The 12,581-nt window shown below is 32.5% G+C and carries 12 protein-coding genes; 7 read left to right on the top strand and 5 right to left on the bottom strand.

What is annotated here, in order from left to right:
• Positions 1-180: 180 nt before the first annotated feature.
• The gene (recQ, locus tag EV144_RS18125; RefSeq protein ID WP_134150563.1) at positions 181-2,376 is read right to left on the bottom strand and encodes a DNA helicase RecQ; all 2,196 of its coding nucleotides are present in this window, start codon (positions 2,374-2,376) and stop codon (positions 181-183) included.
• A gap of 86 nt (positions 2,377-2,462) precedes the next feature.
• Here recQ and EV144_RS18120 point away from each other — a divergent pair, with 86 nt between their 5' ends.
• From EV144_RS18120 to EV144_RS18100, 5 genes are all read left to right on the top strand, one after another.
• The gene (locus EV144_RS18120; protein WP_166670602.1) at positions 2,463-3,428 is read left to right on the top strand and encodes an SIS domain-containing protein; all 966 of its coding nucleotides are present in this window, start codon (positions 2,463-2,465) and stop codon (positions 3,426-3,428) included.
• A complete protein-coding gene (gene tatC, locus EV144_RS18115) occupies positions 3,428-4,243 on the top strand; it encodes a twin-arginine translocase subunit TatC (RefSeq protein WP_134150562.1) in 816 nt (271 codons plus the stop codon). The genes EV144_RS18120 and tatC overlap by 1 nt, the downstream gene beginning before the upstream one ends.
• Positions 4,236-4,589, top strand: coding sequence for a carboxymuconolactone decarboxylase family protein (locus EV144_RS18110; protein ID WP_134150561.1), 354 nt, complete (start codon positions 4,236-4,238; stop codon positions 4,587-4,589). Before tatC ends, EV144_RS18110 begins: the two co-directional genes overlap by 8 nt.
• Before the next feature lie 167 nt (positions 4,590-4,756).
• The gene (gene lptB, locus EV144_RS18105) at positions 4,757-5,497 is read left to right on the top strand and encodes an LPS export ABC transporter ATP-binding protein (RefSeq protein ID WP_012022391.1); all 741 of its coding nucleotides are present in this window, start codon (positions 4,757-4,759) and stop codon (positions 5,495-5,497) included.
• 52 nt (positions 5,498-5,549) lie between these two features.
• On the top strand, positions 5,550-5,774 hold the full coding sequence (locus EV144_RS18100) for a DUF5808 domain-containing protein (protein WP_134150560.1): 225 nt from the start codon (positions 5,550-5,552) through the stop codon (positions 5,772-5,774).
• On the opposite strand, the gene EV144_RS18095 is transcribed toward EV144_RS18100, so the two are convergent.
• Both EV144_RS18095 and EV144_RS18090 read right to left on the bottom strand, forming a co-directional pair.
• Positions 5,771-6,622, bottom strand: coding sequence for a glycoside hydrolase family 25 protein (locus tag EV144_RS18095; RefSeq protein ID WP_134150559.1), 852 nt, complete (start codon positions 6,620-6,622; stop codon positions 5,771-5,773). The genes EV144_RS18100 and EV144_RS18095 overlap by 4 nt on opposite strands.
• 17 nt (positions 6,623-6,639) lie before the next feature.
• Positions 6,640-7,350, bottom strand: coding sequence for a CDP-alcohol phosphatidyltransferase family protein (locus tag EV144_RS18090; protein ID WP_134150558.1), 711 nt, complete (start codon positions 7,348-7,350; stop codon positions 6,640-6,642).
• Positions 7,351-7,624: 274 nt separating this feature from the next.
• Here EV144_RS18090 and EV144_RS18085 point away from each other — a divergent pair, with 274 nt between their 5' ends.
• Positions 7,625-8,608: a PorV/PorQ family protein gene (locus EV144_RS18085; RefSeq protein ID WP_134150809.1), complete on the top strand. Its 984-nt coding sequence runs from the start codon at positions 7,625-7,627 to the stop codon at positions 8,606-8,608.
• Between the two features lie 39 nt (positions 8,609-8,647).
• Positions 8,648-9,784: a DUF4105 domain-containing protein gene (locus EV144_RS18080; RefSeq protein ID WP_134150557.1), complete on the top strand. Its 1,137-nt coding sequence runs from the start codon at positions 8,648-8,650 to the stop codon at positions 9,782-9,784.
• On the opposite strand, the gene EV144_RS18075 is transcribed toward EV144_RS18080, so the two are convergent.
• A complete protein-coding gene (locus EV144_RS18075) occupies positions 9,785-11,179 on the bottom strand; it encodes an exopolysaccharide biosynthesis polyprenyl glycosylphosphotransferase (RefSeq protein ID WP_134150556.1) in 1,395 nt (464 codons plus the stop codon). It lies immediately after the preceding gene.
• 49 nt (positions 11,180-11,228) lie between these two features.
• The gene (locus EV144_RS18070) at positions 11,229-12,578 is read right to left on the bottom strand and encodes an O-antigen ligase family protein (protein WP_134150808.1); all 1,350 of its coding nucleotides are present in this window, start codon (positions 12,576-12,578) and stop codon (positions 11,229-11,231) included.
• Between the last annotated feature and the right edge of the window lie 3 nt (positions 12,579-12,581).

The following is a 12,581-nucleotide window of genomic DNA, read 5'->3' as shown; positions in this document are numbered from 1 at the left end:
AGGAGAAATCGCACACGTAACCATAAAGAATGCCGACAATTTTTGCGGAATTTCTAGTGCGATTTCTCCTTCGTCGAAATGACAAAAAATGAGAAATTATTAAAAACAGAAATTCCAAATTCCAATTACTTTTCAGTTTTGGAATTTGGAATTTTATAGTATTAGAATTTGCGTAAGCTTTTAGTTCGCTACCTCGCTGATAAATTTAATTCTCATCAATCTTAATTCATCAATATCATAGTCGCCATCAAATTCTTTTAATGCGTCTTCGATTTTATCAGATTCAGATTCCATGAAATAATCGTGAATTTCTTCTTGTTGATCGTCGTCAAGCATATCATCAACCCAATATTTAATATTAAGTTTTGTTCCTGCATATACGATTTGCTCCATTTCTTTAATCAACGCATCCATCGTAAGTCCTTTCGCGGAAGCGATATCTTTTAATGATAATTTTCGGTCAATATTCTGAATGATATATAATTTATTAGCAGAGTTTACTCCGGTAGATTTTACTACTAAATCGTCTGGACGAATAATGTCATTGTCTTCTACATAACGGTTGATCAAGGTAATGAAATCACCGCCGTATTTTTTGGCTTTTCCTTCACCAACTCCGTGAATATTGTACAGTTCGGTTAAACTAATTGGATATTTTAAAGCCATATCTTCAAGAGAAGGATCCTGAAAAACAACAAACGGAGGAACTCCCAATTTTTTGGCTACTTTTTTACGAAGTTCTCTAAGCATTCCCATCAGAACTTCATCGGCAGTACCAGATGATTTTGAGCCTGTAACAATTGCTTCGTCTTCAGCTTCACTGTATTCGTGATCTTCGGACATCATAAATGAAACTGGATTTTTAATAAAGTCTAATCCTTGTTCGGTAATTTTAATAATTCCGTAGGTTTCAATATCTTTTGATAGATAACCTGTTACAAGAACTTGTCTCAGCAAAGCCATCCAATATTTTTCGTCGTGATCAGATCCTGAACCAAAGAACGACTGTGTATCAGTTTTATGTGCTTTTATTACTGCATTTATACGACCTATTAAGGTAAATACAATTTCTTTTGATTTGTAAATATGTTTGGTATCGCGTACGATTTCCAATAATTTAACGACTTGTTCTTTGGCTTCAATTTTATTTTTTGGATTACGAACATTGTCGTCCATATCTGCACCTTCGCCGGTTTCGCTGTCAAATTCTTCACCAAAATAATGCAATAAGAACTTTCTGCGTGACATTGAGGTTTCGGCGTAAGCCACAACTTCTTGTAAAAGTGCAAATCCAATTTCTTGTTCTGCCACTGGTTTTCCAGACATAAATTTTTCCAGCTTTTCTACATCTTTATAGGAGTAATAAGCAAGGCAATGTCCTTCTCCGCCGTCACGTCCAGCGCGTCCGGTTTCCTGATAATAACTTTCCAGAGATTTTGGAATATCATGGTGAATTACAAATCGAACGTCTGGTTTGTCAATTCCCATTCCGAATGCAATTGTTGCTACCACAACATCTACATCTTCCATCAAAAACATATCCTGATGTTTTGCTCTGGTTTTAGCATCTAAACCTGCGTGATACGGAACGGCACTAATACCGTTTACCTGCAAAACTTCGGCGATAGATTCTACTTTTTTACGGCTCAGGCAATAGATAATTCCAGATTTGCCTTTGTGCTGTTTGATGAATCGAATAATATCCGATTCTATATTTTTGGTTTTTGTACGTACTTCGTAATATAAATTGGGTCTGTTGAATGATGCCTTAAAAGTATTAGCATCAGACATATCCAGATTTTTAAGAATGTCTTCCTGAACTTTTGGCGTTGCAGTTGCCGTAAGACCTATAATAGGTACCTGACCTAATTGTTTAATAATATTCTTTAAGTTTCTGTATTCCGGCCTAAAATCATGACCCCATTCTGAAATACAGTGCGCTTCATCAATAGCTACAAAAGAAATAGGCACGCTTTGTAAAAACTGAACGTATTCTTCTTTTGTCAGCGATTCTGGTGCAACATACAAGAGTTTGGTCAAACCAGAAGTAATGTCTTTTTTGACTTGTGCAATTTCTGTTTTGGTTAGTGATGAATTTAATACATGGGCAATTCCGTTTTCTGAAGAAAGGCTTCGAATGGCATCGACCTGATTTTTCATCAATGCAATTAAAGGAGAAACAACTATCGCCGTTCCGTCCTGAATTAAAGCGGGTAATTGATAACAAAGAGACTTTCCGCCGCCTGTAGGCATAATCACGAAAGTATTCGTTTTACCTAAGATACTTGTAATGACTTGCTCTTGCAAGCCTTTAAATTGGCTAAAGCCGAAATACTTCTTTAATTCCTTGTGTATTTCAATTTCGTTTGAATTCATTCTTTATATTAATGGTAATTTGTATAAATTTGCAACACATAAAGATACAACTTTCTTTTATACATACAAATTTTAAACATTCTGTTTTGATCTCGAAAGAAAATATATTAGCGATAGCAAAAAAAACAATACTCTCTGAAAGTGAAGCAATTACAAAGCTAATTGATTTTCTAGATGAAAATTTCTACGAAGCAACTCAACTTATTTACAAATCTAAGGGCCGTCTGATCGTTACAGGGATAGGAAAAAGCGCAATCATTGCTCAAAAAATGGTGGCTACTTTTAACTCTACCGGCACTCCATCGATGTTCCTGCATGCTTCTGAGGCCATTCACGGTGATTTAGGAATGATACAAAATGAAGATATTGTAATCTGTATTTCAAAAAGCGGTAATAGTCCTGAAATAAAAGTGTTGATTCCGTTATTAAAACGCTTTGGAAACACTTTAATTGCAATTACAGGAAATATAACTTCATCTTTAGCAAAAGGTTCTGATTATGTGTTAAATACCACGGTTGACATGGAAGCTTGTCCGATAAATTTAGCACCAACAAACAGTACAACTGCACAGCTTGTTATTGGCGATGCTCTTGCCGTTTGTTTAATGGAAATGCGCGATTTTAAACCAGAAGATTTTGCCATTTATCATCCAGGTGGTGCTTTAGGCAAAAAACTACTGCTTCGCGTTAAGGATATGATCGAACATTCGTTAAAACCAATGGTTACGCCAGATACTTCGGTAAAAAAGGTTATTTTTGAGATATCAGAAAAAAGACTGGGTGTAACTGCTGTAATTGAAAATGATAAAATTATCGGAATTATTACTGACGGAGACATCCGAAGAATGTTAAATGACGTAGATACTATTGCTGACTTAACTGCAAAAGATATTATGAGCAAAAATCCTAAATTAATATCATCAGACACGATGGCTGTTGATGCTTTAAACATTATGGAGGATTTTGCAATTACACAATTAATTGTTTCTGATAACAACGAGTACAAAGGAGTATTACATTTACATGACATTTTAAAAGAAGGAATCGTATAATGGCAAAGAAAAACCTTGGCGAGATGTCATTTTTGGATCATCTTGAAGAATTAAGATGGTTATTGGTTAGGAGCACAATCGCAATTTTGATAATGGCATTTGTCACTTATTTTGTAAGTGATTATTTATTTGATCAAATTATTTTAGGTCCAATTAGACCAACATTTTTTACTTATGTTTGGTTTTGTGACTTATCGCACCAATTAGGATTTGCAGACAGCATCTGCATAACCGAGCTGAATTTTATTATTCAGAATACTGAAATGGAAGGTCAGGTAAACATCTTTGTATGGATGTGTATTTTGGCTGGTTTCATTTTAAGTTTCCCTTATATTTTATGGGAAGTCTGGAAATTTATCAGTCCGGCTTTATATGAGAAAGAGCGTAAAAATGCAAGAGTATTTATTTTTACTTCTTCAATGCTTTTCTTTTTAGGAGTTTTATTCGGATATTATATTGTAATACCGATGTCGGTAAACTTCGTTGCAACATTCTCTGTCAGCGACATTGTAAAAAACCAATTTACGCTTGAATCTTATATGGGAATGGTAAAAACGAGTATTCTTGGTAGTGCTCTGTTTTTTGAATTACCAATCGTTATTTATTTCTTAACCAAATTAGGATTAGTAACTCCTTCTTTCTTAAGAAAATATTGGAAATACGCCGTTGTAATTATTTTGATTATCGCTGCAATTGTTACACCACCAGATGTTGTGAGCCAGACAATTGTTGCTATACCAATGCTAATTATTTACGAAGTGAGTATCCTTATCTCAAGGATTGTTTATAAAAATAAAATGAAAGAAAATGTCTGATATGATTCAAGAATTTAACGACTATCGTTCTAAAATGAACGAAAAACTGCTTGCAGATAATAACAAAATTGTAAAGAGAATTTTTAATCTTGATACAAACGCTTATGCTCCGGGAGCTCTTGATGTAAAAACAAAAGAACTTTTAGGATTAGTGGCGTCCGCAGTTTTACGCTGCGATGACTGTGTAAAATACCATTTGGAAACCTCACATAAAGAAGGCGTTACTAAAGAAGAAATGATGGAAGCTATGGGAATCGCAACTTTGGTTGGAGGAACAATTGTAATCCCACATTTAAGAAGAGCTTACGAATTTTGGGAAGCTTTAGAAGAGCAGTCTGGGAATTAGATAATTTGATAATTAGCCCATTAGATAATTCTACATGTTATGTTAATTGATTTAATGGATTAATTTATTTTATCTTATTTTGCCTTTTCAAATCATTTTTAAAATTAAATTGAGCTAGTTTTTGAATTATCTCATTTTCTAATTTTCACATTTTCTAATTAAAAATAATGAAGCTAAGAGCCGATAATTTAATAAAAACATACAAAGGACGAAGTGTTGTAAAAGGAATTTCTGTTGAAGTTAATCAAGGTGAAATCGTTGGACTTTTAGGCCCAAATGGTGCCGGAAAAACAACCTCTTTTTATATGATCGTTGGATTGGTAAAACCAAATCAGGGAAATATCTACCTTGATGATTTGAATATTACCGATTACCCAATGTACAAACGTGCACAACAAGGAATTGGTTATTTGGCGCAAGAAGCTTCTGTTTTTAGAAAATTAAGTATTGAAGATAATATCTTGAGCGTTTTGCAATTGACTAAACTTTCTAAAGAAGCTCAAATTGCAAAAATGGAAAGTCTAATTGAAGAATTTAGTTTAGAACATATTCGTACGAACCGAGGTGATTTACTTTCTGGAGGAGAACGCCGTCGTACCGAAATCGCACGTGCATTGGCAACTGATCCAAAATTTATTTTATTGGATGAACCTTTTGCGGGAGTTGACCCGGTTGCGGTTGAGGATATTCAAAGAATTGTAGCACAGCTTAAGAATAAAAACATCGGAATTCTTATTACCGATCACAACGTTCAGGAAACTTTAGCGATTACCGACAAAACCTACTTAATGTTTGAAGGTGGAATCTTAAAAGCAGGAGTTCCAGAAGAATTGGTTGAAGATGAAATGGTTCGCCGTGTTTATCTTGGACAAAATTTTGAGCTTCGTAAAAAGAAGTTGGAATTTTAGAAAAAAAATCAATCACAGTTTCAGTATTCAATTTTAGATATTAATAACAAAAATGAATTCAGAAAAACCAACTCAGGAAGATTTTGATAATTGGCACAAAGATCCCAACAACTGGCATTTTGGATGCTTTTATTATAATCCGAAAGACAATCGATTACTACCTCCAAAAAGAATAAAAGAAATGGGTTGGACAGTTAATTTTGCCAACCCATATTCGGTTCTGATATTTATAGCAATCCTTGCATTAATTCCGCTAGCGCTATTATTAAAGCACTAATCGACAGTTATAAATTGTAATTGCTGTAAATCTCCGTTGTAAATATTTACATCTACTGTACGCTCGATTCCGGGCACGGTTGCTTTTTCTGTAAACTGCCAAAACAGCCAGTCGTCTTCGATTTTTTCCCTGTAGAAATTATAATTGGCTATCCAAAAAAGATATTCTCCAAATTCGTCTTTTAAAAAATCAGAATAATATCTTTCGCCAGTATAAATTATCGGACGAACTTTATAATGGTTTTCCACTTTAATAAGCCAACGTTTTAAACCTTTTTTCAGACTGTCTAACGATTGATTTTTTGGTAATCTTTCGATATCCAAAACCGGAGGCAAATCTCCTTTTTCTAGTTTTACGGTTTTTATAAAAAGATCGGCTTGTTCTATAGAATTTTCATTTGGGCGATAATAATGATAAGCGCCTCTAATCATTTTGTTTTTTTTAGCGCCAATCCAATTTTTTCCAAACTGATAATCAACACGATCCCTGCCGACAGTTGCTCTAATAAATACAAAATCCAGAGGATATTTTTGTTCTAATGTATCAACATAAGACCAGCTTATTTTTCCCTGATATTCAGACACATCCAAACCAATCGATTTTCCTTCGTGTTTGGCTAAGACCTGAAAATTACGAACATCTGAAAGTCGCTTGTCTTCGATTTCTTTCTCGGTAAGCTGATTTTTTTTAAAACCTAAATAATAAGCCAAACCTCTTCGGTAATGGTATATTACTGCAATAAAAAGTAATGCAAATACCGATAAAGAAACGAAACGCAGGATTCTGCCAAACAATGATCTGGCTGGTTTCCTTGATATGGTTTTTCGATAAGTTGTTTTTCTTGCCATCAATAATCAATAAAAAACTACTTTTTCAAAAACAGATTATTTACAACTGAAAGCAGTACATAGAAAGCGATAATTAAAGGAATCGCCATATATTGAAGCAAAAGAAGTATCACAAAAGAAATCAACAAAAATGACATTTGAAGTGCGTTGTCTTTAAAATTAAATTTCTTGATTTTTAATGAAAATAAAGGAATTTCTGCATTCAAAATATAAGCGCTCAATAAAGTTATAACTAATAAAATCCATTGATTGGTTAAGATTTCCAACATCATTAAAGAATCAGAATATTCAATAACCAAAGGAAGGCTTAAAATAAAAAGTGAGTTAGCTGGTGTTGGCAAACCAATAAAAGAATCGGTTTGACGTGTATCAATGTTGAAATTAGCCAAACGGTAACAAGAACCTAAAGTTACTATGAATCCTAAAAACGGAATAAAAGGATGTGTTCCTAATTCATGCGCGCTGTTAGCAAACAGACTATACATTACGTAACCCGGCGCGACACCGCTGGTTACCATATCTGCCAAAGAATCTAACTGTAAACCCAGCGGACTTGAAACTTTGAATAATCTGGCAAAAAAACCATCAAAAAAATCAAAGAAGATTCCTAAACAAACCATATAAAAAGCCATTAAATAATTGGCTTCTGAAATGTAAACTACTGCAATGCAGCCACAAAAAAGGTTAATTAATGTAATTAGGTTAGGAATGTGCTTTTTAATATTCATTTTTATAAATTTTGATAATGGTAACAACAAATTTAGCATAATAAGTGTATGTAAAATATGTTTTTAGAAGAGTTTTTTACTTCTGTCATTTAGTTTCGTAATATTTATAAAAAGAAACCAACTAGATCAGTAAAATATTATATTTTTGATAAAAATTAAAAACAGGCTTCGATCTGCAAAAAAATATACGTTGAAGAAAATCTTTGTGTTTTTATTATTTTGGAGTTATACTGCTCAGTATTCTCAAACTGCTCGAAAATATTCGAATGAATTTATGAATATTGGTGTTGACGCTGCTGCATTAGGAATGTCGAGTGCGGTGACCGCTTCTACAAGTGATGTAAATGCTGTATATTGGAATCCTGCCGGTTTAACTCACCTTGAAGATCATCAAATTTCTTTGATGCACGCCAATTACTTTGCCAATATTGCCCAATATGATTTTATTGGATATGCAAGTCCTATTGACGACAGAAGTGCCTGGGGAATCTCAATGATTCGTTTTGGTGTGGATGACATCATGGACACTACTCAATTAATAGACAGTCAGGGAAATATTGATTACAATCGTATTAGTTTGTTTTCTACTGCAGATTATGGCTTCACTTTTTCTTATGCAAGAAAACTGCCGGTTGAAGGATTTCAATATGGTCTAAATGCTAAAATAATCCGAAGAGTTATTGGTAAGTTTGCTAATTCGTGGGGTTTTGGTTTTGACTTTGGACTTCAATTTGAAAAAAACGACTGGAAATTCGGCTTGATGCTTCGCGATATTACGACCACGTATAATGTGTGGAATATTGATGAAGAGGAATATGCAAAAATTGCCAATGCTATTCCGGGAGAGAATAATGAATTACCAGAAAGTACTGAAATTACTTTACCAAAGGCACAATTGGGAGTTTCTAAAAGATTTGATTTTCATAACGATTATAGTCTTATGGTTGCTACCAATTTAAACATGCGTTTTGAACAGACTAATGATATTATTTCATCAAAAATAGTAAGTATTGATCCTGCAATTGGGTTTGAATTTGGTTATACTGATTTGGTGTTTTTAAGAGCAGGAGCAGGAAATTTTCAGAATGTAACGCAATTAGACAATTCAGAGAAAATAAATTTTCAGCCTAATATTGGTCTGGGTTTCAAATACAAAGGAATCGAAGTTGATTATGCTTTGACCGATCTAGGCAATCAAAGTACGGCTTTATACTCGAATATTTTTTCTTTAAAAGTAGATTTAGGTATCTTTAGATAATTTTTTATAACCCATTAAAACTTTTTAAAATTTTAAATCATGAAAAATGTCCTTTTCAAAAAAACACTTTTTATTTTACTATTCTTATTAAGCTTTATTGGATTTAGTCAAAATTTACCATTATCTAAAGACGCTAAAATAAGTGTAATTACCTGCGGATTAGGTAATGAAACTTATTCTTATTTTGGACATACTGCGATTAGAGTTGCTGATCCTGCAAACAATCTGGATATTGTTTACAATTATGGTGCTTTTGATTTTGGAACTCCAAATTTTGTTGCCAAATTTACAAAAGGTGATTTGCAATATTTTGTAGTTGCACATCCATTTGCAGATTTTATGAATGAATACAATTATGAAAAGAGAAGTGTTTACGAGCAGGAGCTTCTAATTTCTCAAGATCAAAAGCAAAAACTTTTTGACAACTTAAATACAACCTTACTTTCTGAAGATCGTTATTATACTTATAAATTTATTGATAAAAACTGTACCTCGATGGTTGTTGATATCATCAATAAATCTTTAAATCAAAAGGTAATAACTAAAATAGGCGATACAGACAAAACCTATCGATCTATATTATTCCCTTACTTTGACGGTCATTTTTACGAAAAATTAGGAACCAGTATTATTTTTGGAACAAAAGTAGATCAATTGGGAACGAAGATTTTTTTACCTTTTGAATTAAAAAACAGTTTAGAAAAAACTACTTTTCAAAATAAACGTTTTGTAAGTAATAGTAAAACTTTATTAAGTTTTGATAAAACAACTCCATTTTCATGGTGGAATAATATATTCTCTTACATTATGCTGCTTCTTGTTTTTGTTTTACCAAACAGCAGATTGTTAGACATTGTTTATCTTTTGTTTTTATCTTTAATGGGAATCTTTTTTCTTTCTGTTGGATTTTATTCGCTTCACCACGAACTGGCAATGAATTATAATGTTTTGTTATTTAGTCCGCTTTTATTAATTCTGATTGTTTTTACAGTATTAAAAAATAAAACTGCGACTTATAGACTTGCTGTATTGCACTTAATTTTCTTAGCTGTTTACTCTATTTTTATAATCAACAAGGCTCATTTCTTTATTGTTTTACCGATGATCATAGCAAGTGGGGTAATCTTAGTTAGAATTGCAATACGAAATAAAAAACGAATTCCTATTATTATTTAATTATTGTCCACGGTAAAATAAGACTGTTGTGATTGTTTTAAAAGTGATACTTAAATCAAGGAAAACACTTCGATGTTTTATGTAATATAAATCATACTGCAGTTTTATTAAACTTTCGTCTATGGTTTCTCCATAAGAATAATTGACCTGTGCCCAACCTGTAATACCGGGTTTGATAACATGACGGGTTTCATAAAACGGCATAATACTGGCGATTTCCTCTACAAAAAAAGGACGCTCGGGTCTTGGCCCAATAACTGCCATATCTCCTTTTAGAATATTGATAACCTGCGGAATTTCATCAATTCTGGACTTGCGCATAAATTTACCAAACGGAGTAATTCGCCTGTCGTTTGAAGTTGCAAAAACGGCTCCGTTTGTTTCTGAGTTTTCGACCATTGTTCTAAACTTATAGATCTTAAAAACTACTCCGTTTTTACCAACTCGTTCTTGTGTGTAGAACAAGCTTCCTTTGTTTGCTAAAAGATTTCCGATAAAAATTAAAGGAATAAAAACGACACAAATCAGCATACCTAAAACTGAGAACAAAACTTCGATAAATCGAATTAGTAACAAATATAATTTGTTATTATTACTTCTACTGAAAGGGAAAAATCTATAAAAATCTCTTGATATATAGTGAACCGGAATACGCTGTGTTTTACTTTCGTAAACTTGTGTATATTCCCGAATAATGTTTCCAGATTCTAACAGATGGAGCAACTGCTGATATAAATCGGCTGTGATACCGTCGGTTTTCTGAGAGGCAATTATAATTTCTGAAACGTATCTATTTTTTACAAAATCTTCTAGATTCTCTTTCTTAATTTCTTTTACATAATGAAAATTTGAATCTTCTGCTTCGACAGCATCTGAATTTACAAATCCAATAATTTTATAATGTGGATCCACGCTTTCAAGACCTGAAACCAATTCTTCAACCTGGCTTTGATCACATATCAAAATTACATTCTGCGTAAATCTATGTGATGCTAAAAAAAATGCATAAAAAAAACGCCAAGCCAATAATGCACCAAGTAATGTAAAATAAAAAATAAAGATTATTAAACGCTGTTTCGGAAGTTCTGGAGAAAGTATTGGAGTAAACAAATAGATCAGGGAACTTGTTGTAGCTGTTAAAACTACACTTCGAAGAACTTGAAATTGATTACTCGCAACTTGCAAGTTGTACATTTCGAAAATAGAACCAAATACAAAAATATAAAAGATAAGCAAAACTGGACTAAAATAATACATTCTCTCAAAAAGAAAATAATTATAATCAAATAGTATACTTAATAGATATAATGCCACTATAACAAAAAAGGCATCTAAAGCACTAAGTAATACCTTTCGTTCTGATATTTCGAAATGTATTTTATTTTTTGCGAACATGATTTGGGGGTTATTTAGTTCGAGGCAAATGTATTATAAAAAACAGAATTTAATCCAGAGTATCCTTTTCTTTTTCAGGAATTTTGACTACTACTGTAAGAAGTGATAAAGCATAGACAAAAGCAGGCGCTGCAATACGCATAGCGGCATGGTTTATTGTTAAAAGCCAAAAGACATAAAATGATAAAAAATATAGATGTTGTATATTATTGATATAAATGATAAAAGGTGTTAAGAAAAGAATTATTAATCCAAAAATACCAAACAAACCATGTTCTGATAACATTCTGGTTATCTCGTTATGCGAAGCAACCTCTATACCTAACGATTCTCTTCGTGCTTGTTTTCCCATCCCTGCGCCAACACCCATAACAGGATTATCTAAAAACACTTTTATGTCGGCATTTATTATCGCTTCCCTACCTCCCAAACGATCTTTCTTTACTCTTCCTCTTGCATCTTGATTAGCGTACCTCTTTTCAAGAAGCCCATGGGTCTGTAGAGAAGTATAGGTCCAAATCCCTGCAGCCATTAACCCAATTACAGTAAAAACAATGATGAATTTACTTTTTCCTTTGGCATTTGAAAAATAATACAATAAAAACAACAGGCAGATTATCATTCCTAGACTAGTAATAACACCTCCTCTAGAGAAAGTTACAACAGCTCTAAAGCTTATAAAAATTAAGAGAATTCCATTTAAAATACTTTCCCTTTTTGATTTTGAAAACAAAATTAATTGAGTAAAAAAAATAAACATTCCTAATCCTAAAATTGTAGAAACCTGATTAGGTCCAAATCCTCCTGAAGTTTCAAAATTAGATTGAGTTCCCGTAATTACATCTTTTACGTTTGGATTGTACAAAAACAAATAAATAGTAGTTGTTAATATAGGAAATCCCATAGCCAAAACAATATTTTGTAAGTTAGAAAATAAAATTTTTCTTTTGAACATATATATAGAGCATAGTGCTAAACAAATTGGTCCTGATAAATTAAACACTAATGTTTTCCTAATATCTGTATCAAAATTTGCTACAGTAGAGGTTATTACAATACTCGGAATTAGTAATAGGATAAAGAAGCCATACGCAAATGAATTTTTAGAAAAATTACTATAGATCATTCCCATCACCATAAAAAACGCAACAAGAAATTTTATATATTCATTATTAAAATTACCCCCTGTCATTCGTAAAAAAACTTCTGCACCAACCAAATAAGCACTTACATAAAGCACTTCATTGTTTTTATTTTTGTTTCGATGAACAATTAAAACTCCCACCACAGGAATTATAACTGCATAAATTTTAGATAAAAAAGGTGCTACAAAAATCACTAATGCAATTACTGCATGAACCAAAAGAAGGTAAACATATGACAATGAATTATTTTTCATCAA

The organism is Flavobacterium sp. 270, assembly GCF_004368785.1.
GTDB lineage: Bacteria > Bacteroidota > Bacteroidia > Flavobacteriales > Flavobacteriaceae > Flavobacterium.
The sequence above is the reverse complement of the archived record's forward strand: the minus strand, read 5'-3'. Positions and strand labels throughout refer to the sequence as shown.